This is a genomic window from Actinomadura sp. RB99 (genome assembly GCF_014706005.1).
Classification (GTDB): Bacteria; Actinomycetota; Actinomycetes; order Streptosporangiales; family Streptosporangiaceae; genus Spirillospora.
Genome location: NZ_JABMCA010000041.1, coordinates 14,370 through 35,790, shown reverse-complemented (window position 1 = coordinate 35,790; position 21,421 = coordinate 14,370). Strand labels below are relative to the sequence as shown.

20 protein-coding genes and 1 tRNA gene are annotated in these 21,421 nt (G+C 73.7%); 7 read left to right on the top strand and 14 right to left on the bottom strand.

The features are described from left to right. The first annotated feature begins 19 nt into the window (after window positions 1–19). Complete coding sequence (locus amrb99_RS30340) at window positions 20–2,047, top strand: SpoIIE family protein phosphatase (protein ID WP_190862491.1); 2,028 nt, start codon at window positions 20–22, stop codon at window positions 2,045–2,047. 1 nt (window position 2,048) lies between these two features. Here amrb99_RS30340 and amrb99_RS30335 read toward each other — a convergent pair whose 3' ends face one another. After that, window positions 2,049–3,056 (bottom strand): ATP-dependent DNA ligase, encoded by a 1,008-nt coding sequence (locus amrb99_RS30335; RefSeq protein ID WP_241756081.1) that lies wholly within the window; start codon window positions 3,054–3,056, stop codon window positions 2,049–2,051. Window positions 3,057–3,253: 197 nt separating this feature from the next. Here amrb99_RS30335 and amrb99_RS30330 point away from each other — a divergent pair, with 197 nt between their 5' ends. Next, window positions 3,254–4,069 carry an SAM-dependent methyltransferase gene (locus amrb99_RS30330; RefSeq protein WP_190862489.1) on the top strand — a complete coding sequence of 272 codons (816 nt, stop codon included), beginning with the start codon at window positions 3,254–3,256 and terminating at the stop codon, window positions 4,067–4,069. Window positions 4,070–4,074: 5 nt separating this feature from the next. Here the strand turns inward: amrb99_RS30330 and amrb99_RS30325 are convergent, their stop codons facing one another. The 6 genes from amrb99_RS30325 to amrb99_RS30300 form a co-directional block, all read right to left on the bottom strand. Then, a complete protein-coding gene (locus amrb99_RS30325) occupies window positions 4,075–4,740 on the bottom strand; it encodes a metallophosphatase domain-containing protein (RefSeq protein WP_190862487.1) in 666 nt (221 codons plus the stop codon). Beyond that, window positions 4,741–6,732, bottom strand: coding sequence for an NAD-dependent DNA ligase LigA (gene ligA, locus amrb99_RS30320; RefSeq protein ID WP_190862485.1), 1,992 nt, complete (start codon window positions 6,730–6,732; stop codon window positions 4,741–4,743). 35 nt (window positions 6,733–6,767) lie between these two features. Beyond that, the gene (locus tag amrb99_RS30315) at window positions 6,768–7,385 is read right to left on the bottom strand and encodes a TetR family transcriptional regulator (RefSeq protein WP_190862483.1); all 618 of its coding nucleotides are present in this window, start codon (window positions 7,383–7,385) and stop codon (window positions 6,768–6,770) included. A 71-nt stretch (window positions 7,386–7,456) separates the two neighbouring features. Further along, complete coding sequence (locus tag amrb99_RS30310) at window positions 7,457–8,257, bottom strand: IclR family transcriptional regulator (RefSeq protein WP_241756080.1); 801 nt, start codon at window positions 8,255–8,257, stop codon at window positions 7,457–7,459. A 222-nt stretch (window positions 8,258–8,479) separates the two neighbouring features. Then, window positions 8,480–8,947 carry a MarR family winged helix-turn-helix transcriptional regulator gene (locus tag amrb99_RS30305; RefSeq protein WP_190862479.1) on the bottom strand — a complete coding sequence of 156 codons (468 nt, stop codon included), beginning with the start codon at window positions 8,945–8,947 and terminating at the stop codon, window positions 8,480–8,482. 209 nt (window positions 8,948–9,156) lie between these two features. Next, window positions 9,157–9,233, bottom strand: a tRNA-Arg gene (locus amrb99_RS30300). A gap of 128 nt (window positions 9,234–9,361) precedes the next feature. Between amrb99_RS30300 and amrb99_RS30295 the strand changes: the two genes are divergently transcribed. The 3 genes from amrb99_RS30295 to amrb99_RS30285 are packed head-to-tail and all read left to right on the top strand — an operon-like array spanning window position 9,362 to window position 12,523. Then, complete coding sequence (locus tag amrb99_RS30295) at window positions 9,362–10,150, top strand: aminoglycoside phosphotransferase family protein (protein ID WP_347256930.1); 789 nt, start codon at window positions 9,362–9,364, stop codon at window positions 10,148–10,150. Beyond that, the gene (locus tag amrb99_RS30290; protein ID WP_190862591.1) at window positions 10,134–11,027 is read left to right on the top strand and encodes a cobalamin biosynthesis protein; all 894 of its coding nucleotides are present in this window, start codon (window positions 10,134–10,136) and stop codon (window positions 11,025–11,027) included. Before amrb99_RS30295 ends, amrb99_RS30290 begins: the two co-directional genes overlap by 17 nt. Beyond that, the gene (locus tag amrb99_RS30285) at window positions 11,024–12,523 is read left to right on the top strand and encodes a cobyric acid synthase (protein WP_190862476.1); all 1,500 of its coding nucleotides are present in this window, start codon (window positions 11,024–11,026) and stop codon (window positions 12,521–12,523) included. Before amrb99_RS30290 ends, amrb99_RS30285 begins: the two co-directional genes overlap by 4 nt. A gap of 9 nt (window positions 12,524–12,532) precedes the next feature. Here the strand turns inward: amrb99_RS30285 and amrb99_RS30280 are convergent, their stop codons facing one another. The 4 genes from amrb99_RS30280 to amrb99_RS30265 are packed head-to-tail and all read right to left on the bottom strand — an operon-like array spanning window position 12,533 to window position 16,173. After that, window positions 12,533–13,507: a glycine betaine ABC transporter substrate-binding protein gene (locus tag amrb99_RS30280; RefSeq protein ID WP_190862474.1), complete on the bottom strand. Its 975-nt coding sequence runs from the start codon at window positions 13,505–13,507 to the stop codon at window positions 12,533–12,535. Beyond that, window positions 13,507–14,328 carry an ABC transporter permease subunit gene (locus tag amrb99_RS30275; protein ID WP_190862472.1) on the bottom strand — a complete coding sequence of 274 codons (822 nt, stop codon included), beginning with the start codon at window positions 14,326–14,328 and terminating at the stop codon, window positions 13,507–13,509. The genes amrb99_RS30280 and amrb99_RS30275 overlap by 1 nt, the downstream gene beginning before the upstream one ends. Next, a complete protein-coding gene (locus amrb99_RS30270; RefSeq protein ID WP_347256929.1) occupies window positions 14,325–15,533 on the bottom strand; it encodes an ATP-binding cassette domain-containing protein in 1,209 nt (402 codons plus the stop codon). Before amrb99_RS30270 ends, amrb99_RS30275 begins: the two co-directional genes overlap by 4 nt. Then, window positions 15,526–16,173, bottom strand: a complete 648-nt coding sequence (locus amrb99_RS30265; RefSeq protein ID WP_190862470.1) for an ABC transporter permease subunit — start codon at window positions 16,171–16,173, stop codon at window positions 15,526–15,528. Before amrb99_RS30265 ends, amrb99_RS30270 begins: the two co-directional genes overlap by 8 nt. Window positions 16,174–16,328: 155 nt before the next feature. Between amrb99_RS30265 and amrb99_RS30260 the strand changes: the two genes are divergently transcribed. Then, window positions 16,329–16,979: a DUF1444 domain-containing protein gene (locus amrb99_RS30260; RefSeq protein WP_347256928.1), complete on the top strand. Its 651-nt coding sequence runs from the start codon at window positions 16,329–16,331 to the stop codon at window positions 16,977–16,979. Between the two features lie 12 nt (window positions 16,980–16,991). On the opposite strand, the gene amrb99_RS30255 is transcribed toward amrb99_RS30260, so the two are convergent. Next, on the bottom strand, window positions 16,992–17,459 hold the full coding sequence (locus amrb99_RS30255; protein WP_190862466.1) for a MarR family transcriptional regulator: 468 nt from the start codon (window positions 17,457–17,459) through the stop codon (window positions 16,992–16,994). A 134-nt stretch (window positions 17,460–17,593) separates the two neighbouring features. Here amrb99_RS30255 and amrb99_RS30250 point away from each other — a divergent pair, with 134 nt between their 5' ends. Next, the gene (locus amrb99_RS30250; protein ID WP_190862463.1) at window positions 17,594–18,796 is read left to right on the top strand and encodes an MFS transporter; all 1,203 of its coding nucleotides are present in this window, start codon (window positions 17,594–17,596) and stop codon (window positions 18,794–18,796) included. Window positions 18,797–18,845: 49 nt separating this feature from the next. Here the strand turns inward: amrb99_RS30250 and amrb99_RS30245 are convergent, their stop codons facing one another. Together amrb99_RS30245 and amrb99_RS30240 are read right to left on the bottom strand one after the other, a co-directional pair. Beyond that, the gene (locus tag amrb99_RS30245; protein ID WP_206700158.1) at window positions 18,846–20,384 is read right to left on the bottom strand and encodes a glycosyltransferase family 39 protein; all 1,539 of its coding nucleotides are present in this window, start codon (window positions 20,382–20,384) and stop codon (window positions 18,846–18,848) included. Between the two features lie 38 nt (window positions 20,385–20,422). Beyond that, window positions 20,423–21,385, bottom strand: a complete 963-nt coding sequence (locus amrb99_RS30240; protein ID WP_190862461.1) for an AraC family transcriptional regulator — start codon at window positions 21,383–21,385, stop codon at window positions 20,423–20,425. Between the last annotated feature and the right edge of the window lie 36 nt (window positions 21,386–21,421).

Below are 21,421 nucleotides of genomic sequence, written 5' to 3'. Positions count from 1 at the left end.
CGCGTGGTTGTATGGCTCCATGGCGCGGAGCAACATCTGGGAGCACGGCAGGGACGCTCCCGTCCCGGCGGTCGCCGTCCTCGACGCCCGCGGCGACGTGGTCGGATGGTCGAAGGCGGCCGGCGAGCTGCTCGGCTATCCGGCGGAGGGGATCCTCGGCCGCCCCGGCACCGACCTGCGCATGGAGCGCGACCGCGCACGCCGCATCTGGACGTGGAACGGCGGCCACGGCGACGACGACTACCGGGTCGGCATGGTCGACCTCCGCCACGAGGACGGCGGCCAGATCGTCACGCACCTCGAGCGGATCCGGATCACCACCCCGGGCGGGGCGCCCGCCTGGGTGGTGGCGGCGATCCCCGCCTCGGTGTTCACCCTCGGCACGTCCGTGCTGGAGCCGCTGCTCAGCGCCGCGCCCGTGGTGATGGTCGCCTGGGACACCGACCTGCGGTCGGTCTGGCGGAACGAGCGGGCGCAGCGGCTGGAGGAGGCCTTCCCCTGCTTCCGGGTGGGCCGGCCGCTGCCCGAGAGCCCCGGCGAGCTCGAACCCCTCGTCCCGCCGGAGCTGATCCGCGAGGTGCTCGCCGACGGCGTCCCGGTGCTGGACCGCGAGTCCCGGTGGGGCGGCACCGGCGGGGAGAGCACGTTCTCGACGTTCCTGTTCCGCGTCGAGGCCCTCGACTCGCGCCCCCTCGGCGTGTGCCTGATGGCCATCGACATCACCCACAGCCGGGCGCGCGAGCGGCTGGCCCTGCTCCGCCGGGCCAGCGTCCAGATCGGCACCACCCTCGACGTCCAGCGGACCGCCCAGGAGCTCACCGACCTCGCCGTCCCGGCGTTCGCCGACTACGCCACCGTCGACCTCACCGAGGCCGTCCTGCCGGGGACGGAACCCCTGGAGCGGCTGGAGGCCGGCGACAGCGGCATCCCCGTGTTCCGCCGCGCGGGCCTGACCTCGATCCACGCCGGGATCCCCGAGTCCCTGTGGCCGCAGGGGCAGCCGGTGTACGTGCCGCCCCGGTCCCCGTTCACCCTGGTCCTGGAGTCCGGCCGCGCCCATTTCGAACCCGAGATGGACACCTCGCCGGGGAGCTGGCTCGACGCCGACCCCGACCGCGCCCGGGTCATCGACGCCATGGGCATGCACACGCTGATCATCGTCCCGCTGTGGGCCCGCGGCAGCCTCCTCGGCATCGCCGTGTTCGTCCGCACCGACAACAAGGCGCCGTTCACCCGGGACGACCTGGTGCTCGCCGAGGAGCTCGCGGCCCGCGCCGCGCTGAGCCTGGACAACGCGCGCCAGTACACCCGCGAGCACGACGCGTCCCTCGCCCTCCAGCGGCAGCTCCTGCCGCGCAGGCTGTGCGGCGGGGACATGATGGAGCTGGCCTCGCGCTACCTGCCGTCCGACGTCCACCAGGGCGTGGGAGGCGACTGGTACGACACGATTCCGCTGCCCGACTCCCGCCTCGCCCTCGCGGTGGGCGACGTGACCGGGCACGGGATCAACGCCGCCGCGAGCATGGGGCGCCTGCGCACCGCCATGCGGACGCTCGCCTACCTCGGCCTCCCTCCGGCCGAACTGCTCGCCCGCCTCGACGAGCTGTACGCGCGCCAGGACGAGGAGGAGCAGGGCAGCGCCCTGTCGCCCATCGCCGCGACCTGCCTGTACATCGTCTACGACCCGGCCACCCGGCGCTGCTCCATGGCCTCGGCCGGGCACCTCCCGCCCGCGATCGTCGATCCCGGGGGCGGCGTCTCCTTCCCCGACCTTCCCGCGGGCACCCCGATCGGGCTCGGGTTCGGCGCGCACCGGTCCGCCGAGGTCGAGCTCGCCCCGGGGACCCTGCTGGCCATGTACACCGACGGGTTGATCGAGCGCCGCGACGACGACCTCGGCGCGGGCATGCGGCGCCTCGGCGCGGCCCTGGCCCGTCCCGACGTCCCGCTGGACCGCCTCTGCGCCGGCGTGGTCGACACCATGGTGACGAGGACCGCCGAGGACGACGTGACGCTCCTCCTGGCCCGGACCCTGATGCCGTCCTGAGTCACTCCAGGTCGAGGCCCTGGGGAACGTCCGTCGGGTGCAGGTCCCTGCGCGTCCGGACGTACCGGACCGAGTGGCGCCACCGGCCGTGCTCCGTCGCGGCGTCCACGCTGATCTCGACGACGACGTCCGGGACGACCCGGACGTACGGGGTGGGCGCCTCCGCGCCGGGCATCCCGCCGGCCCATCCGGCGGACAGGACCGCCGGCCACGGGTGGTCGTCCCCGGCGGGCGCCAGCAGGCCGGCGAGCTCACGGCGCGCGGCCGGGGGCAGGGGACCGGAGCGGGCGACGACGCGCAGCCGCCCGTCCGGCCGGTACCGGCCGAGGATCAGGGTCTCCGGGGCGGCGGCGCTGCCCGTGACGCCGCCGACGACGGCCTCGGTGGTGGTGCGGTGCTTGACCTTCCACCAGCCGCGCTTGCCCTCCTGGTAGCGGCCCGAGGCGGCCTTGACGACGAGGCCCTCGATGCCCTGCGCGGGCAGGATCTCGAACCACACCCGGGCCTCGCCCACGTCGCGCATCTGCGGGCACAGCACGATCCGGGACGTGTCCGGCACGCCGGACAGGAGGTGTTCGAGGGCCTCGCGGCGCTCGGACAGCGGCCTGGGCCGGTAGTCGGTCCCGCCGGCCTCCAGGACGTCGAACACCACGTAATGGCACGGCTCGGTCAGCGCGAGCTCGCGGCGGCGGCGCCCGGCGACGTGCCGGCGCTGCAACGCCGCGAAGTCCAGGCGCCCGTCGCGCCCCCAGCGGACGATCTCGCCGTCGACCACCGTCCCCGGCGGCAGCGCGTCGAAGACCGCCGGCACGACCTCGGGGAACGCGTCGTTGAAGCTCTTCAGGCGCCGCGACCACAGGCGCACGCCGCCCTTCTCGTTCACGATCGCCAGCGCACGGAACCCGTCCCACTTGGGCTCGTACCGGCACCCGCCGGGACAGGCCGCCTCGTCCGGGACGCGGTCGATCGCCGTCGCCGCCATCGGGACGACGGGCCCACCGATGCGCATAGCCGCCACCCCCCGTGAAGTGCGGCTACCCGCGACCCCGCCGGGGACAGCGCGGCAACGGGATTCTTGGACACCGCATGGCCGGGTCATTGCCCCGGGCCGTGCGCCGGGCGAGCCGCCCGAAAGCCCCCACTCCGCGGATCTTGCCGGTCTAGGCTGGGCGGCGACTCGGCGCCGGGAGGTCTGGAGGTCCCACGATGGCCGGGGAGACGCACGACAGGGCGCCGGACACGCCCTCGTTCGACACCAGCGTTGCGCACATCGCCCGCATCCAGGACTACTGGCTCGGCGGCAAGGACAACTACGAGCCCGACCGGGAGGCCGCGGAGCAGGCCATCGCGGCGCTGCCCGACATGGTCGCCTCGGTGCGCAACACCCGGGCGTTCCTGGCCCGCGCCGTCCGCTTCCTGGCCGCCGAGCGGGGCGTCCGGCAGTTCCTGGACATCGGCACCGGCATCCCCACGGCCGACAACACCCACGAGGTCGCGCAGGCCGCCGCCCCCGAGAGCCGCGTCGTGTACGTCGACAACGACCCGGTCGTCCTCGCGCACGCCCGCGCCCTGCTCAACGGCACCCCGGCCGGCGCCACCTCCTACATCGACGCCGACGTCCGCGACACCGGCACCGTCCTGGACGCGGCGCGCGAGATCCTGGACTTCGAGCGGCCGGTCGCGGTGATGCTGATCGCGATCATGCAGTACGTGCCGGACGAGTCCGACCCGTACGGGGTCGTCCGCACGCTGGTCGACGCGGTCCCGAGCGGCAGCTACGTGGCGATCTCCCATCCGGCCACCGACATCCAGGCCGCCAGGATGGCGACCATGGCCGACCGGCTCAACGAGGCCATGGCGCAGACGATCACGCTGCGCAGCCGCGACCAGGTGGCGGCGTTCCTCGACGGCCTCGACCTCGTCGAGCCCGGCCTCGTCCGGGCCCCCGAATGGCGCCCGGACGTCCCGGCCCTCGCCTCCACCCCGTCCACCATGTGGAGCGGCGTCGCCCTGAAGCCCTGAACCGGCTAGCCGCTGCGTGCCGGAGGGACGACCTCGCCGACGGCGCCCGCGGCGTCCAGCAGGATGACGGTCGGGCCGCGCTCGCACTCCCAGGTGGTGACGTTCGCGAAGGCCGTCCCGTCGTGGTGCCAGAGGCCGCCGTCCTGGTGGATGTGCCCGAACAGGTGCAGCCTGGGGCGGACCTGCCGCACCCGCGCCAGCAGGTCCGCGCAGCCGTGGCGGCCCGGCGGGGCGCCGGCGTCGCCGATGCCCAGCGGCGGGCCGTGCGTGATCAGGACGTCGACCCGTTCGGGGATCAGGGCCCACTTGCGGGCCAGCCGGCGGCCGCGCGGAAGGTTGAAGGCCCAGTCGTTGAACGCCGGCTGCCAGGGGCTGCCCCAGAACGTGACGCCGTCGATCTCGGTCCCGCTGTCCTGCAGGTAGCGGATGCCGCGCTCGGCCAGGACCGCGCGCGCCCGGTCGGGCCGGTCCTCCAGCATCCGGTCGTGGTTGCCGGCGACGACGATCTTCGTCCGGTGGGGGAGGGCCCGCAGCCAGTCGGCGGCCTCCCGGAGTTCCGCGAGGTCCTCGCCGCGCCGGCACAGGTCGCCCGCGTGGACGAAGACGTCGCCGTCGGGCACGGCGAGGTCGTCGTGGTAGGTGTGCGTGTCCGCCACCGCGACGATGCGCATTCAGATCACCCCGGCCTCGGCCAGCCAGCGCCACAGCTCGTCCTGCTGCACGACGGTGACCCCGAGCTTCTCGGCCTTGCCGGTCTTCGCGGCCCCGACGTTGGCGCCCGCGAGCAGATAGTCGGTGTTGGCCGAGACCGACGAGGCGGTGGTCGCCGCCGCCTGCTCGACCAGCCGCGTGACGTCCGGCCGGCTGATCTTCGCGCCCGAGCGCGGGTCGGTGAACGCGCCGGTGATCACGACCGACGCGCCCTTGAGCGGCGAGTCGCCCGCGGCCGCCGCGTCGACCGGCCGGTCCTCGTCCAGCACGTCGAGGTTCACGCCGCGCTCGCGCAGCGCCGTGATCTCCTCCCGGACGTCCGCGCGGGCGAAGAACGCCACGATGCTCTCGGCGGCCTTCGGCCCGATGTCGCGGATGGCCACCAGGTCCTCGACGGTCGCCGCCGCGACGTCCTCGACGCGCTCGTAGCCGGCCAGGCACAGCCGCTTCGCCGTGCCCTCGGACGCCATCGGGATCGCCAGCCCGATCAGCGCGCGGCGCAGCCCCATGCCCTTGGAGGACGCGATCGAGTCGACCATGTTCCGGGCGCTGACCTCGCCCATCCGCTCGTAGCCGAGCAGCTGCTCGGCGGTCAGGTCGTACAGGTCGCTGCGGCGCTTGAGCACGCCGTCCTCGGCGAGCTTCTCGATCCAGACGTCGCCGACGCCCTCCATGTCGGCCGCCTGGCGCGAGGCCCAGTGCATCAGCCGGCGCGTCGCCTGCGCCGGGCACTGGAGGTTCACGCACCAGCGCTCCTCGCCGGTGCCGCGGACCTCCAGCTCCGAACCGCACGACGGGCAGTGCGTCGGCGGGACGATCTCGATCTCGCCGCCGTCGCGCCGCTCCGGCAGCGACCGTCCCGCGAACGGGATCACGTCGCCGCGCCGCACGACCGCCACCGTGTCGCCGATCCGCAGGTCGCGCTCGCGGATCAGGCGCGGATTGTGCAGGGTGATGTTCTCCACCGTCACGCCGCCGACGAACACCGGCGCGACCTTCGCGCGCGGCGGGACGCGGCCGATCTTGCCGACCGGCCACTCGACCGACAGCAGCGTGGTCAGCTTCTCCTCCGGCGGGTACTTGAACGCGATCGCCCCGCGCGGCTCGGCGCTGTTGAAGCCCGCCGCGTCGAACGCCGCCGGCTCGTGCAGCCGTACCACGGCACCGTCGATGTCGTAGTCCAGCCCGTCGCGGCGGCCGCCGATCTCGGCGATCGCGTCCACCACCTCGCCGGCGGACGCGCACACGTACTGGGCGACCGGCTCGAAGCCCGCCGGGAGGTCCATCGCGACGCCGTCGCGGTCGGCGCCGAACGCGTAGAACCGCAGCAGCCGCTCGGCCTTCGCCGCCGCCTCGGGATCCTTCAGCACGAGCGTCCCGGCGGCGCCCGACCGGGGGTTGGTCAGCGTCTTGTCCGGGTGCGCCTCGTTGTAGGCGGCCCACACCGACCGCAGCATCACCGCCTCGCCCCGGACCTCGACGCGTCCGGGCTCCTGGATCGCGGTCGGCAGCCCCGGGATCACATGGCGCACCTTCTCGGTCACCAGCTCGCCGACCGCGCCGGTGCCGCGGGTGGCGACGTAGTCGAGCCGCCCGTCGGTGTAGACGACGCTGAGCGAGAGGCCGTCGAGCTTCTCCGACACGCGGAACACCTGGCCGCCGAAGCGCTCGCAGAACGTGCGGATCTGCTCCTCGCTCGTCGCCTTCGCCAGCGAGAGCATCGGCCGCGCGTGCCGGACGGTCGGGCCGGTCAGCTCCGCCGGCGCGTTGACCTTCCCGAGCGGGCTGTCCGCCGGTTCGAGCTCGGGGTGCTCGGCGACGAGCGCCGCCAGCTCGTCCTTCAGCGCGTCGTAGTCCGCGTCCGGCAGCGGGCTGTCGCCGGTGCCGTAGTACAGGTCGTTCAGCCGCCTGACCTCGGCGGTCAGCTCCGCGATGCGCTCTTCGACGTCCACCCCTCGATTAAACGCGACACCACCGACATTGCTCGTCAGTCCGTCGTGCCGCCCAGCCGCGCGCCGAGCAGCATCTCGCACGAGACCCGGATGTCGACGTCCGCCTCCGCCGGGGAGAGCCTCGCGTTCAGGCAGGACAGCAACACGCCGTACCAGCACGATTCGAGGAGCCGCACCAACCGCTCGTCGGCGGGTTCCGGGGCGTCGATCCCGGCCGCCGCGAGCAGCATGTCGCGGAACGTGCGGTCCGACGACCAGGGGCCGTTCGCGGTGGCCTGCGCGGTCTGGTCGGCCTGGAGGATGGTGCGCGACAGCTGCGGCCGCCGCATCATCTCCTCCCTGGCCCGCACGAGGGTCCTCACCACCGCGTCGAGGGGGTTCTCCGACGCCGCCCTCAGCCGGGACACCTCCTCCGCGAACAGCTCGACCTGCTTGCGCTTCACGGCGGCGAACAGGTGGGTCTTCGAGGGGAAGTAGCGGTACAGGGTGGCGATCGCGACCCCGGCCTCGTTGGCCACGTCCTGCATCTGGACCCGATCGAGGTCGTGCACGCCGCCGAGCCTCCGCGCCGCCCGCAGGATGCGCTCATGGCGGTCCTTCTGGTGCGGCGACCTGGGCTCGGCCGCCGGCCGGGGATCGGCGATGCGTGGCACTGCTTCTCCTTCGTCTCGACGCGGTCGATTGTGCCGTGCGCACCCGCCGGACCGCACCCGCGCAGCCGCGCTCAGATCCAGGCGCCGTCCCGGCCGATCGCCGCGAGACGGGCCAGCGTCTCGGCCGACCAGGTCTCCGCCGGCGCGTCACCGGGATGCCTCTCGACCGCCGAGACGAGCTCCACCGAGATCGTCCGCGCCGCGGCGGCCACCAGCGGGGCGGCGGTCTCCAGCAGGCACCCGGCCTCGCCGGCGAGCGAGACGGCCCCGAGCGGACCCTCCGGACCGCGCACGGCCGCGGCGACGCACGAGATGCCGGGGGTGTGCTCACCGCGTTCGTAGGCGACCCCGCCGCGGGCCCGGATCCGGTGCAGCTCCTGGTACAGCGTCCGCAGGTCCCCGATCGTGCGCTGGGTCAGCCGGCTCATCGGGGCACCGACCCGTCCGTCGACCTCCTCCGCCGGCAGGCAGGCCAGCATCGCCTTGCCGAGCGCGGTGGAGTGGGCCACGGCGCTTCCGCCCACCCGCGAGGGCACCCGGGCGGCGAACCGGCCCCCGATCTTGTCCAGATAGCGGACGCGGGTGTCCTCCAGCACGGCGAGGTGCACGACCATCCCGGTCCTGAGCTGCAACTCGTGCAGCACCGGGGCGGCGGCCGACCGCAGGTCGACGAACCCCTGGGCGTCGCTGCCGAGCCGCAGGGAGCGCCGCCCGAGCAGGTACCCGGGAGGCGCGTGCTCCAGCCACGCCGCCCGCACCAGCTGGTCGAGGATCCGGTGCGTGGTGGACCTCGGCAGCCCCGTCGCGTGGACGACCTCCTCGAGGGTCAGCCGCGTCGTCGTACCGCGGAACGCGTCCAGGATGAGCGTCATCCGCTCGACCATGGACGGCGGAAGCTCCCGCGGACGGCACCCGGGTCGCCCGGCCGTGGCGGCTGACGTCAACCCGACCACCTCCGAAACTGAAGTGAATTCTGGTTTCTGTCTCGCAAGGTAGCGCCCACGTGCACAGAAGGGAAGCCTCGCCCCGAACCGACCCGCGGGAGGACGGTCGCGGAAGCGAGGCCGCCCGGGCTGAGGCGCACGGGATCCGCGTCAGGCGACCGTTCCGCCCGCGTTGCGGATCAACCGCTGGAGCACCTTGATCGTGGTGACGTACTCCGCGTCGTCGATGCCCTCGTGAAGGGCGGCGCGGATCGCGGGGGCGTTGCGCGCGAGCTCCACGCGCGCCCGCTCCCCCTCCTCGGTCAGCCACAGCCGGTCCTCGGCGTCCCGGCGCAGCCAGCCCCGTTCCACGAGCACCTCGGCCTCGGCCGCCAGGTCGTCCTCGGGACGGATGTAGGAGGCCATGGCCGCTCGCAGCTCGGACAGGGTCATCCCGTCGCCGGTGGGCGAGATGTCGTTCGCCGACAGGTTGCGCAGCAGCCAGAACTGGGGCTGGGTGTAGCCCTTTTCGGCCTGCCGGGCCCGGATGTAGGCGATCAGCGCCTCGTAGGCGACACCGGTCCAGTACGCGGCGGGCTGTCCGGCGAGTTCGGCGTCGGAAAGCTGCTCGGTCGTCATAGGGGTCCCCCTTTAACACGTGCGGTACGAGCCCTGCACGGCGTGCAGGTCATGCGGGGGACCGTATGACCTCGAGTTCGGTTGAGATCAAGAAGATGATCACCTGGGCGCTGCCGGCACCGGCGCCTAACCTCGACGGGACACGGCCGCGACATGCGGGCGACCGCACGGATCTTGGCTTGTAAGCGCACGTTTGCGCTGGTGGGGGGTGGCGCGCCCGGCAGGATTCGAACCCGCGACCGTCGGTTTAGAAGACCGATGCTCTATCCAGCTGAGCTACGGGCGCTCGGCGGCCCGGCGGGACGCCGGGACACAGTGTAAGGCGGAGCGTCCTCCGGCTCCACATCCATAACGCGGCCACCAGGGGACGCGTCGGGACCGGGCGGTGGGCGGACGGCCATATCTTGGGGTGCTGTGGCGGTGGACAGCGAGGTGCCGCTCTCCGGCGGAGACGTGACGGAGGGCGTGGTGCGGGTGGGGAACACGGTGCGCAGGCCGCTTCGGACGCACAGTGCGGCGGTGCACGGGCTGCTGCGGCATCTGGAGGCGGCCGGGTTCGACGGGGCGCCGCGGGTGCTCGGCGTGGACGAGCGCGGGCGGGAGATCCTCAGCTGGGTCCCGGGCGACGTGCCGCACCGGCCGCTGCCCCGGTACGCGGTGTCGGAGGACGCGCTGCGGGGCGTCGGCATGCTGCTGCGGCGGTATCACGACGCGGTGGTCTCGTACGGGGTGCCCGACGGGGACTGGGACCGGGAGGCGTCCAATCTGGACGGGTCCCCGGAGCTGATCGGGCACTGCGACGTGACACCGGAGAACGTGGTGTTCCGGGACGGTGCCCCGGCGGCGCTGATCGACTTCGACCTGGCGCGGCCGACGACGCGGCTGTACGACGTGGTGACGGCGCTGCGGCACTGGGCGCCGATCGCCGATCCGGCGGACCGGGACGCGCTCCTTTACGGGGTGGACGTCGCGCGCCGGGTGCGGATCTTCTGCGACGCGTACGGGCTGGACCGGGAGCGGCGGCGGGAGGTGCTGCCGGCGGCGCGGGTGCGGTTCGAGCGGTCGTACGAGGCGATGCGGGCGAGGGCGGCCCGGGGCGGCGGCTGGGCGCGGATCTGGCAGGGTGGGGCGGGCCCGCGGATCCGGCGGGCGCAGGACTGGTTGGAGCGTCACTGGGATGAGCTTGATGCGCGGCTCTGCTGAAGGGCTGGTTCTGGGGGTGGCGCTGGACGCGCTTCTCGGGGATCCGAGGAGGGGGCATCCGGTCGCGGGGTTCGGGCGGTTGGCGTCGGGGTTCGAGCGGCTGGTGTACCGGGATTCGCGGGCGGCGGGCGTCGTCTACACCGGGGTTCTCGTGGGCGGCGCCGTGGCCACGGGGCTGCTGCTGGAACGGGCCGCGCGGGGGCCTCTGAGGGTCGTGCTGACGGCGGCCGCCACGTGGGCCGTTCTGGGCGGGACGTCTTTGGGACGTGAAGGGCTCGCCATGGAGCGGGTCCTGAACGAGGGTGATCTGGACGCCGCGCGGGGGCGGCTTCCGCACTTGTGCGCGCGGGACCCCAAGGGGCTGGACGAGGCGGCACTGGCCAGGGCGACCGTGGAATCGGTGGCGGAGAACACGTCCGATGCGGCCATAGCCCCGCTGGTGTGGGGGGCGGTGGGCGGCATTCCGGGGCTGCTGGCCTATCGGGCCGTCAACACCCTGGACGCGATGGTCGGCTACCGGAATCCGCGTTACGAGCGGTTCGGATGGGCGGCGGCGCGGCTGGACGACGCGGCGAACTGGGTTCCGGCGCGGGTGACGGGGATGCTCGTCGTCCTCTGTTCGGGACGGGACGCGTGGCGCGTGCTGCGGCGGGACGGCGGCAATCACCCGAGCCCCAACGCGGGACGGTGCGAGGCCGCGTTCGCCGGCGCGCTGGGCGTCCGGCTGGGCGGGACGAACTCGTACGGCGGCGCGGTGGAGCGGCGGCCCGAGATGGGGGACGGGCGGGCTCCGGAGGTCCGCGACATCGGGCGGGCGGTGCGGTTGTCGGCGGCGGTGACGGCCGCGGCGGCGGCGCTGGTGTGGGCGGCGCGGTGAGCGGCGGTCTGCTGGTCGCGGGGACGACGTCCGACGCGGGCAAGAGCGTGGTGACGGCCGGGCTGTGCCGGTGGCTGGCGCGGCGGGGCGTGAAGGTGGCGCCGTTCAAGGCGCAGAACATGTCGCTGAACTCGATGGTGACGGCGGACGGCGCCGAGATCGGGCGGGCACAGTACATGCAGGCGCAGGCGGCCGGGGTGGAGCCGCGCGCGGTGATGAACCCGGTGCTGCTGAAGCCGGGCAGCGACCGGCGCAGCCAGGTCGTGGTGCTGGGCCGGCCGGTCGCCGAGGTGGACGCGCTCCAGTACGGCGACCACAAGGAACGGCTCCGCGGGGTCGTGAAGGAGAGCCTGGACGAGCTCCGGAGCGAGTACGACGTGGTGGTCTGCGAGGGCGCGGGGAGCCCGGCGGAGATCAACCTGCGCGCCGGGGACATCGTCAACATGGGCCTCGCGAGAATGGCGGACCTGCCGGTCGTCGTGGTCGGGGACATCGACCGCGGCGGGGTGTTCGCGTCGCTGTTCGGGACCGTCGCGCTGCTGGAGCCGGCCGATCAGGCGCTCATCGCGGGATTCGTCGTCAACAAGTTCCGGGGCGCGAAGGAATTGCTGGAGCCGGGCCTGGAGCAATTGCGGCGGCTCACCGGGCGTCCCGTTCTGGGCGTGCTGCCGTGGACGCTCGGGCTGTATCTGGACTCCGAGGACACTCTCGCCCTGGACGCGCCGCGTCCCGATGCCGCCGCGCCTTTCGGGAGGCAGACGCTGCGGATCGCGGTCGTGCGGTTCCCGCGCGTCTCGAATTTCACCGACCTGGACGCGCTGGCCTGCGAGCCGGGCGTCGTGGTGCGGTACGCCGCCAGCGCCGGCGACCTCGCGGAGGCCGATCTCGTGGTGCTGCCGGGGACGCGGGCGACGGTCAGCGATCTGGCGTGGCTGCGCGAGCGGGGAATGGCGGACGAGATCGTGCGGCGGGCCCGGGAAGGGCGTCCGGTGCTCGGCATCTGCGGCGGCCATCAGATGCTCGCGCGGGAGATCGAGGACGGCGTCGAATCGGGGACCGGGCGCGTCGAGGGGCTCGGCCTGCTGCCGGCAAGGGTCGTCTTCGAGAGCGAGAAGACCCTCGGGCGGCCCACGGGAAGCGCTTATGGCGAGAATGTCGACGCTTACGAGATCCACCACGGCATCGTGTCCGTGGAAGGCGGCGAGCCGTTCCTCGACGGGTGCCGGGTGGGCGCCGTCTGGGGGACGACCTGGCACGGCGCCATGGAGAACGACGGATTCCGGCGGGCCTTCCTGAGGGACGTCGCGGAGACGGCGGGACGCGACTTCGCCCCGGCGCCGGACGTGTCGTTCGCCGCGCTGCGGGAAGCGACGCTGGACGCGCTGGGCGACCTCGTCGAGCGGCATCTCGACACCGACGCCGTGTGGCGGCTCATCGAGAAGGGCGCGCCGGACGGCCTGCCGGTGGTGCCGCCGGGGGGCGCCCCTGTCATTTGACGAGCGGGGCTATTTGATGAGCCCCTGCTCGCGCATCCAGTCGCGGGCGACGAGCACCGGGTCGTCGCCGTTCACGTCGACCTTGCTGTTCAGGTTCCGCATGACGCCGGTGGTGAGCCGGGGGCTGATCTTCGCGAAGAGCCCCGTGAGTTCCGGATGCGCGCGCAGCACCGTCTCGCGGACGGTGATGGCCGGGTTGTAGTTCGGGAAGAAGTGCTTGCTGTCGCCGAGCACGTGCAGGTGGAGCGCCTGGATGCGGCCGTCGGTGGTGAACACCTCGCCGAAGGTGCATTTCCCGCTCGACGTGGCGCTGTAGACGACGCCCGACGACATCTGCCGCACGTTCCCTGCGGGGACGCTCGACCCGTAGGACAGTCCGTACGCCTGGAGCATCCCGCGCAGCCCGTCGTTGCGGGCGAAGAATTCGGGGTCGACGCAGTACGTCCGCTGGCCGGTCGGGACTTTCGCCATGTCGGAGAGGTCGGTGAGCCCGAACCGTTTCTGGTTCGCGGTCGTGACCGCCATCGCATAGGTGTTGTTGAGCGGCGCCGGAGGCGCCAGCCAGGCGATGTGGTTGCGTTTCATGTCGAGGTCGCGGACGGCCTCGAACTGCTTCTGCGGGTCGGGGATCGGGTTCTCCTGCCCGAGGTAGGTGATCCAGCCGGTGCCGGTGTACTCCCAGGCGAGGTCGTTGTCGCCGCTGGTGATGGACTTGCGGGCGGTGACGCTGCCCTGCACGTTGGTGTGGTCGACCGCGTTCGCGCCGGCGGCGGTGAGCGCCAGCACCGCGATCTTGCCGAGGATGATCTGCTCGGTGAACTCCTTCGAGGTGACCCGGATCGTCGCGTTCTTCAGGTCCGGGACGGGGCGGATGCTGCCGGGCTCGATGTGCGGCAGGAACGCCGACGCCGGCTTGAGCCCGCATCCGGCGAGGAGGAGCGGCAGCACCGGCGCCAGGCCGGCCGCCAGGAGCCCGCGCCGCATCACAGCCCCTTCGGGGCGAGGGCCCGGGCCGCCATCCCGCCGAGCCAGTCGATCAGCAGCGCGAGCAGCGCGATGAGGACGCAGCCGGTGAGCAGCACCGGGGTGCGCTGGGTGCTGACGCCGCTGGTGATGAGGTCGCCGAGCCCGCCGCCGCTGATGAACGCGGCGATGCTCGCCGTCCCGACCATGAGCACCAGCGTGGTGCGGATGCCGGCCAGGATGACCGGCGCCGCCAGCGGGAGCTCGACGCGGCGCAGCACCGTGCCCGGCGACATCCCGATGCCCCGCCCCGCGTCGGTGAGGGTCGGGTCGACCTGCTGGAGCCCCACCATGGTGTTGCGGAGCGCGGGCAGCACCCCGTAGGCGACGAGCGCGACGACGGCCGTCCAGAAGCCGATGCCCCAGATCACCGCGAGCAGCACCACCACGCCGATGGCGGGCGCGGACTGCCCGACGTTGGCGATCGCCAGCACGAACGGCGTGGCGGGACGCGCCCACGAGCGGCTCAGCAGGACGCCGAGCGGGATCGCGATCACCAGCACGACGAGCGTGGACACGACGGTCAGCTCGATGTGCTCCCACGTCTTCCGCCCGACGTAGCGCGTCGCGAGGCTGCGGGCGGCGATGCTGTCCAGGTTCGAGTTCTCCACGTACAGCAGCCATGCGGCGCCGATGAGGACGATGGCGACCGGCTCCAGCCACGACCGCCAGGACCGCCCGGTCGGGGTGTGCAGCGACTGCCGCGGCTCGGCGGCGGCGCTCGGGTTCTCCGCCGGCGCCTCCCCGGACGGCGCCGGGGCGGCGGGCGGCGGTGCGCTCACGGGGTCCGCCTCCGGGTCCGCGCGCGGTCCTTCATCTCCTTGATCGCGTTCTGCAGGGTGCCGAGGGTGACGGTGCCGCGGTAGACGCCGCGCGGCCCGACGACCGGCACCCACTCGTGCTCGATCTGGATCAGCCATTCGAGGGCCTGCTGGAGGGTGTCGCGGGCCCGGATCGGCGTCGCGACGGCCATGCCGCGCTCGCCGATCGGCCCGGTGACGCCCTCCAGGTCCTCGGGATGGGCCCAGCGGACGGGCCGGTCCCGCTCGTCCAGGACGATCGCGAAGCCGGTCTCGCCGCCCTCGATCCGGCGCCGGACCTCCGCCGCGTCGTCGCCGGTCCGCGCCCGCGGCACCTCCTGCAGCGGCACGTCCGCGACCCGGCTGAACTGCAGCAGCCGCATCGCCTGCCCGCCGCCGAGGAACTGCTCGACGTACGCGTCGGCCGGGTTCAGCAGGATCTCCTGCGGGGTCGCGTACTGCGCGACGCGCGAGCCCTTGTCGAGGATCGCGATGCGGTCCCCGAGCTTGAGCGCCTCGTCGATGTCGTGGGTGACGAACACGATCGTCTTGCCGAGCTCCTCCTGGAGCCGCAGCAGCGAGTCCTGGAGGTTCCCGCGGGTGATCGGGTCGAGGGCGCCGAACGGCTCGTCCATCAGCATGGCGGGAGGGTCGGCGCCGAGCGCGCGCGCGACGCCGACGCGCTGCTGCTGGCCGCCGGACAGCTCGCGCGGGTACCGGTCGCGGTACTGGGCGGGATCGAGGTCGACGAGGTCGAGCAGCTCGTCGACGCGGGCCGCGATCCGCTTCTTGTCCCACTTCAGCATCTGCGGGACGAGGCCGATGTTCGTCGCGACCGTCATGTGCGGGAACAGCCCGGCGTTCTGGATGACGTAGCCGATGTGGCGGCGCAGCTCCGTCGGGTCGAGGCCCATCGCGTCCCGGCCCGCCACGAAGATCTTCCCGGACGTCGGCTCGATCAGCCGGTTGATGAGCCGCATCATCGTGGTCTTGCCGCTGCCGGACGGGCCGAGCAGCACGACGATCTCGCCACTGCGGATCGTCATCGTGACGTCGTCGACGGCCGCGGCGGCCTGCCCGGGGTACCGCTTGGTGACGTTGATCAGCCGGATCCCGCCGCGCCCGGCGTCGTCGTCGCCCGCGGCCGCCGCCGTGCCGCCGGCCTCCCGCACGCCGCCCTCAGACACGGACGCCCCGCGGGGTCGTCAGCCGCCCGATCAGGACGAAGCACCCGTCGAACAGCAGCGCCAGGATGATGATCAGCACCGTCCCGGCGAGCGTCATGTTGATCGCGTTGGCGCCGCCCAGCCGGGCCAGCCCGGAGAAGATCTGCTCGCCGAGCCCCGGCCCGGACACGTACGCGGCGATCGCCGCGATCCCCATCGCGAGCTGCGTGCTCACCCGGACGCCGGTGAGGATCACCGGCCACGCGAGGGGCAGCTCGATCCGCAGCAGGATCGCGGTGCGGGTCATCCCGATGCCGCGCGCCGCGTCCACCAGCGTCCTGTCGACGCCGGCCAGCCCGACGACGGTGTTCCGCACGATCGGCAGCAGCGAGTACAGGGTCAGCGCGACGACGCTCGGCGCCACCCCGAGGCCGAGCGGCGTGATCAGCAGGCCGAGCAGCGCCAGCGACGGGATCGTGAAGATCACCCCGGCGGTGCTGGTGGCCACCGCCGACAGCCGGCCGCTGCGGTAGACGGCCAGCCCGATCAGCAGCCCGAGCACCAGCGCGGCCAGCACGCACTGGAACACCATGCTGGCGTGCTGCCAGGTCTCGAACTGGAGCCGCTCGCGCCGGCTGCCCAGGTACTCCCAGAAGTTCACGTCCCCTCCGCCACGATCACTACCCACCGTGCCCGCGCGATCACACCCGCGCCGCGCGGGGCAGTCCGGCCCCTCCCGCACCCGTACTAAGCTCGAGCCTCAACGACCTCAGCGTTGCGATCGCGTGCGAGGCAGTCGGTACGAGAGGAATGTCGGTGACGGACGAGCGGTCCAGTCTCATCGTCCCGCTGATGAAGGCGCGGGTTCCGGCGGAGATCCAGCTGGAGTTCCCGCTGCCGCCGGACGAGGAGCCGGTCCGCGACGCGTTCGCCGGCGACCTGTACGTCACCTACGCGCTGGAGATCGCCGACGAGTCGGCGGTCGCGGGCCGCCGCTACGAGCACGTGGCGCCGCGGCACTGCGCCGAGCTCGGCGTCGCGGCCGGCGACCTGCGCCGGCAGGCGGTGATCAACCTGCGGGACCGCAGGCCGGAGCTCGGCCTCAGCTGGTACCCGGACGTGCGCGCGGTGACGGTGACGCTCGGCGAGCCCGGCCCGATGGGCGCGCCGTCGCGGCGGGGCGGCCTGGAGGCGGCGCTGCTGCTGGACGAGGGGTTCCTCGACAAGCTCGCGCAGGACGTGGAGGGGGACCTCGTCGTCGCGGCCCCCGCACGGGACGTGTTCGTGGCGTCCGGCACCGGGCACCCGGACGGCGTCGACAAGCTGCGCTGGGCGGTCGGCCAGGTGTGGGCGGAGAACCGCGGCGACGGCGTCGCGGACCCGGCGTGGGACGTGCCCGCCGGGAGCCTGCTGACCCATGACCTGCTGGTCCGCCGCGGCACGGCCTGGGAGATCCTGACGGGCTGAGCCCGGCCGCCGTCACACCTTCAGATTCGCCAGCCCTTCCAGCGCCGCGACCAGCGGCGCGAGCTCCGGCAGCCGGGCCGCCGCGGCCAGCGCGTCGTCGAGCGCGGCGTTGTGCGTCGGGGCGGCTTCGGCGTGCAGTTCGTGCCCCTCGGGGGTTGCCTCGGCGTAGATGCCGCGCCGGTCCTCCTCCGACAGCACGCGGGTGAGCAGGCCGCGCTTCTCCAGCCGGGCGACCAGGCGGGTCGTCGCGCTCTGGCTGAGCACGAGCTTGTCGGCGAGCTGCTGCATCCGGACGTGCCGGCCGTCGGGTCCGGCGAGGTGGTGCAGCACGCAGAACTCGTTGACGCTCAGGCCGTGCCGCCGCTGGAGGGCGCGCTCGATCTCGTCCTCGATGCGCGCGTGCAGGGCGGCGAGGGTCCGCCAGCCCTGGGCGCGGTCGCCCGTGCCGGTGGGGGCGCTGGACGGCTGGGCGGGTGACATGGCTCACGCCTCCTCGTGTTGCGCGCCAGGTACTTGCATGGTGATATAGCAGGCGTCTGCAAATACATGCTCGTGCAATAAATGCATGCGCTTGCTGTTGCAGGCGCCGCCTACTCTACCCGAGGAGATCCCTCATGCCCCTCGCGCTGCTGGCCCTCGCGCTGGGCGCCTTCGGCATCGGCACGACCGAGTTCGTCATCGCCGGGCTGCTGCCGGACCTCGCGTCCGACTTCCACACCTCGATCCCCGCCGCCGGGCTGCTGGTGTCCGGCTACGCGTTCGGCGTCGTGGTGGGCGCGCCGCTGGTCACCGCGCTCGGCGCGCGGCTGCCCCGCAAGACGATGCTCGTCGGCCTGATGGCCCTGTTCGTCGCCGCGCACCTGCTGTCGGCGCTCGCGCCGGGCTTCGGCGTCCTGCTCGCGGCGCGGATCGTCGCCTCGTTCGCGCACGGCGCCTACATCGGCGTCGGCGCGGTCGTCGCCGCCGAGCTCGTCGCGCCGGAGCGCCGCGCGCGGGCCGTCGCGCTGATGTTCACCGGGATCAGCCTGGCGAACGTGCTCGGCGTCCCGCTCGGCACGTTCCTCGGCCAGCAGCTCGGCTGGCGCGCCACGTTCTGGACGGTCGCCGGGATCGGCGTCGTCGCGCTCGCCGGGATCGCGCTGCTCGTCCCGTCCGGTCCGCGCCCGCAGGGCGGGCTGCGGCACGAGATGGCGGTGTTCCGCAGCGGCCGGATGTGGCTGGCGCTCGCCACCACCGCGCTCGGCTGGGCGCCGGTGCTGGCCGTCGTCACCTACGTGGCGCCGCTGCTGACCGACGTCACCGGGTTCGGCAAGGGGGCGGTCCCGGTGGTGATGACGCTGCTCGGCGCGGGGATGCTGGCCGGCGGCCCGCTCGGCGGCCGCTACACCGACCGGGCGCTGCTGCCCACGGTCCTCGCGGCGCTCGCCGGGCTGACCGCGCTGTCGGCGGTGCTGCTGGTGACCTCGCACGACCGGATCGCGGCGGTGGCGACGCTGACCGTCTTCGGCGTCGTCGCCTCGGCCACGATCCCGCCGCTGCAGGTGTGGGTGGTGCAGCGGGCGGCCGCCGCGCCGACCATGGCGTCCGCCGCGAACGTCTCGGCCTTCAACCTCGGCAACGCTGTCGGCCCCGCGCTCGCCGGGCTGGCGATCGGGGCCGGGCTCGGGTACACCTCCGTGCTCTGGGTGGCCGCTCTGCTCGGCGCCGCCGGGCTCGCGTCGGCGCTGGTGGGCGGCGCGCTGGACCGCCGCGACCGCCGCGGCCGGACGGTGCCGTCGGCCGCTGCCGCCGCCGAGGCGAGCCGCGTGCCGTGCTGACGTCCCGCGTGCCGTGCTGACGAGCCGGGTGCCGTGTTGACCTCCCGGGTCAGCTGAGCTTCTTGAACTCGGGCCACAGGCGGGTCCAGGGCGCGCGCTGCCCCCGGCACACCCATACCGGCTTGCCCTGCTCCTGGTTGTCGAGGCCGACACCGTCGTCGATGCGGCCCATCGGGCGGACGTCCGTCCAGTAGCGGCTCAGGGACGAGCCGTCGGCGACGGTGTCCGGGCCGACGACGATCGCGGGGCCACCGGTGTCGGGCGGGCGGCCGAAGTACCAGAACCCGTTGTGCCCGCTGTAGGCGCGGGGCAGGCCGAGCTTCGGGCCGTACCGGTCGAGCGCCCCGGCCTCGCCGTAGTTGCCCGTCACGATCACGGCCTCGGCGCGCTCGTCCGGCGGCAGCGTCCGGTAGACGCGCGCGACCTCCCGCGCGAAGCGGGGCCAGCCGACCGTCTCGGCGGAGTCGGCGTTGATGACCGGCTGCGGCGTGCCGGCCAGCCACTTCACCGGGTACACCGGCAGCGTCAGGGCGACGCTGCACACCGCCGTCACCGCGTACGCCGGGGCCGTCGCCGCCCAGCCCCACCCGCGCGGCGCGCCGTGCCGCTCGACCTCGACGGCGCCCGCCGCCCACAGCGCCGGCCACAGCCCGGCCAGGTAGTACGGCTTGCCGCCGGTCGCGATGAACACGACGTTCAGCAGCAGGTACGCGTGGCCGAGGAAGCGGAACGGGCGCAGGGCGTCCGACCGGTACGTCCGCCACAGCCCGTAGATCCACAGCCAGGACGGCACGATCCCGGTCATCAGTATCTGGAACGGGACGAAGCCGGGCCGCCCGGCGAAGTCGCCGCTGTCCGCGATCTTCCCGGCCATGTCGATCTGCGGCCACCCGTGCCGGGCCTGCCACACCAGCCCGGGCAGCACCGCCACGGCGACGACCGCGGCGCCGGCCGCGAGCATCGGGCGGCGCAGGAAGTCGCGGGGCCCGGAGACGAGCAGGCCCGCGACGATCGCGGCGAGCAGGAACCCGGCCAGATACTTGACGTTCAGCGCCGCCGCCGCGACCGCGCCCGCCGCGAGCAGCATCCGCTGGTCGGACGTCCGCACCCACCTGACGACGAGCCACACCAGCGCCGTCGACAGCAGCAGGTCGAGGGTCGCGGTGTAGAAGCTGTGGCCCACCGCGACCGCGAACGGGCACACCGCGTAGGAGGCGGCGGTGAGGAGCTGGGCGCGGCGCCCGCCGCCCATCTCCCGCGCGGTGAGCGCGGCGACCACGACGCCCGCCGCGGCGAAGACGGCCGCGGGAACGCGCAGCACCACGAGCGTGTCGCCGAAGGCCGCGGTCGCGGCGCGGGTCAGCAGCGGCAGCAGCGGCGGCTGGTCGGGGTAGCCCCAGGCCAGGTGCCGTCCGGCGACGCGGAAGTACAGCTCGTCGCGGTGGTAGCCGTAGCGGGCGGCGACCGCGAGCAGCAGCGCGCCGAGCGCGCCGGCCATCAGCAGCACGGGCCGCCAGGCGACCCGCGCCGGGCCGTCCCGGGACGTGACGCCTACGGGCCCGGACGCGGCGCCGGCGGGGGCGGACATGCGATCACCGTATGCCGGGAATGTGGCCTAGGTCACGATCATTCGTCCGGCCAGGGCCGGTCATCTCCGCTCGCCGCGTCCCGGAACCGTCCCGGCGCCTCCGCGAACTCCCGCTTGAACGCCTTCGCGAACGCGAACTCCGACGCGTACCCCACCCGCTCCGCGACCGCCCGCAGCGGCAGGTCGGTGTCCCGCAGCAGCCGCGCGGCGACCGTCATCCGCCACCACGTCGCGTACGCCAGCGGAGGCGCGCCGACCGTGGCGGTGAAACGGCGCGCGAACGCGGCGCGGGACAGCCCCGCCCGTTCGGCCAGCGACCGGACGGTCCACGGCCGGCCCGGTTCGTCGTGCACGCCCCGCAGCGCCGCCGCGACCGCCGGATCGCGGAGCGCCGCCGCCCAGCCCGTCGCCTCGTCCGCCGGACGGTCCTCGTACCAGGCGCGCACCATGTAGAGCAGCAGGATGTCCAGCAGCGCGGGCAGGGCGGCGTCACCGCCGTGCCGCGTCCCGCCGTCCAGCTCGCGGCCGAGCAGCTCGATCGCGCCGCGCAGCGACGGATGCCTGCCGATCCGCGCCGGGATGTGGACGACGTCGGGGAGTTCGGCGAGCAGCGGATGCACCCGGGACTGGTCGAGCCGGTACGCGCCGCACAGCATCTCCGTACGGCTGTCCGCGCCGTGGCCGTCCGTGCCGTGGCCGTCGGTATCAAGCCCGCCTGCGGCCTGCGGGCGGATCAGGGAGCGCGCGTCGGCCAGCGGACGGTCCGGGACGTCCGCGAGGCCGTGGCCCAGCTCGCGCGGCAGGAACGCGACGTCTCCCACACCGAGCCGGACCGGATCGCCCACCGTGGGGATCAGCCAGCAGGCGCCCTTGAGCAGCACATGGAAGCCCGCGCCCTTCTGCGGCTCGAACCGCACGCCCCACGGCGCGTCCAGGACGGTGCGCGAGGAGTGCGGCCGCCCGAGCCGCATGGCGGAGATCGCGTCGCTGAGCACGTCCATGTGTCCGACCGTATCGCGAGACATCCAGCAGCGAGA

Bases quoted from the DNA above. Each gene is read 5' to 3' on its own strand.
- amrb99_RS30340 (WP_190862491.1), top strand. From the start codon at position 20: ATGGCGCGGAGCAACATCTGGGAGCACGGCAGGGACGCTCCCGTCCCG.
- amrb99_RS30335 (WP_241756081.1), bottom strand. From the start codon at position 3,056: ATGCGCATCGGTGGGCCCGTCGTCCCGATGGCGGCGACGGCGATCGAC.
- amrb99_RS30330 (WP_190862489.1), top strand. From the start codon at position 3,254: ATGGCCGGGGAGACGCACGACAGGGCGCCGGACACGCCCTCGTTCGAC.
- amrb99_RS30325 (WP_190862487.1), bottom strand. From the start codon at position 4,740: ATGCGCATCGTCGCGGTGGCGGACACGCACACCTACCACGACGACCTC.
- amrb99_RS30310 (WP_241756080.1), bottom strand. From the start codon at position 8,257: ATGACGCTCATCCTGGACGCGTTCCGCGGTACGACGACGCGGCTGACC.
- amrb99_RS30305 (WP_190862479.1), bottom strand. From the start codon at position 8,947: ATGACGACCGAGCAGCTTTCCGACGCCGAACTCGCCGGACAGCCCGCC.
- amrb99_RS30290 (WP_190862591.1), top strand. From the start codon at position 10,134: ATGCGCGGCTCTGCTGAAGGGCTGGTTCTGGGGGTGGCGCTGGACGCG.
- amrb99_RS30280 (WP_190862474.1), bottom strand. From the start codon at position 13,507: ATGCGGCGCGGGCTCCTGGCGGCCGGCCTGGCGCCGGTGCTGCCGCTC.
- amrb99_RS30255 (WP_190862466.1), bottom strand. From the start codon at position 17,459: ATGTCACCCGCCCAGCCGTCCAGCGCCCCCACCGGCACGGGCGACCGC.
- amrb99_RS30250 (WP_190862463.1), top strand. From the start codon at position 17,594: ATGCCCCTCGCGCTGCTGGCCCTCGCGCTGGGCGCCTTCGGCATCGGC.
- amrb99_RS30245 (WP_206700158.1), bottom strand. From the start codon at position 20,384: ATGTCCGCCCCCGCCGGCGCCGCGTCCGGGCCCGTAGGCGTCACGTCC.
- amrb99_RS30240 (WP_190862461.1), bottom strand. From the start codon at position 21,385: ATGGACGTGCTCAGCGACGCGATCTCCGCCATGCGGCTCGGGCGGCCG.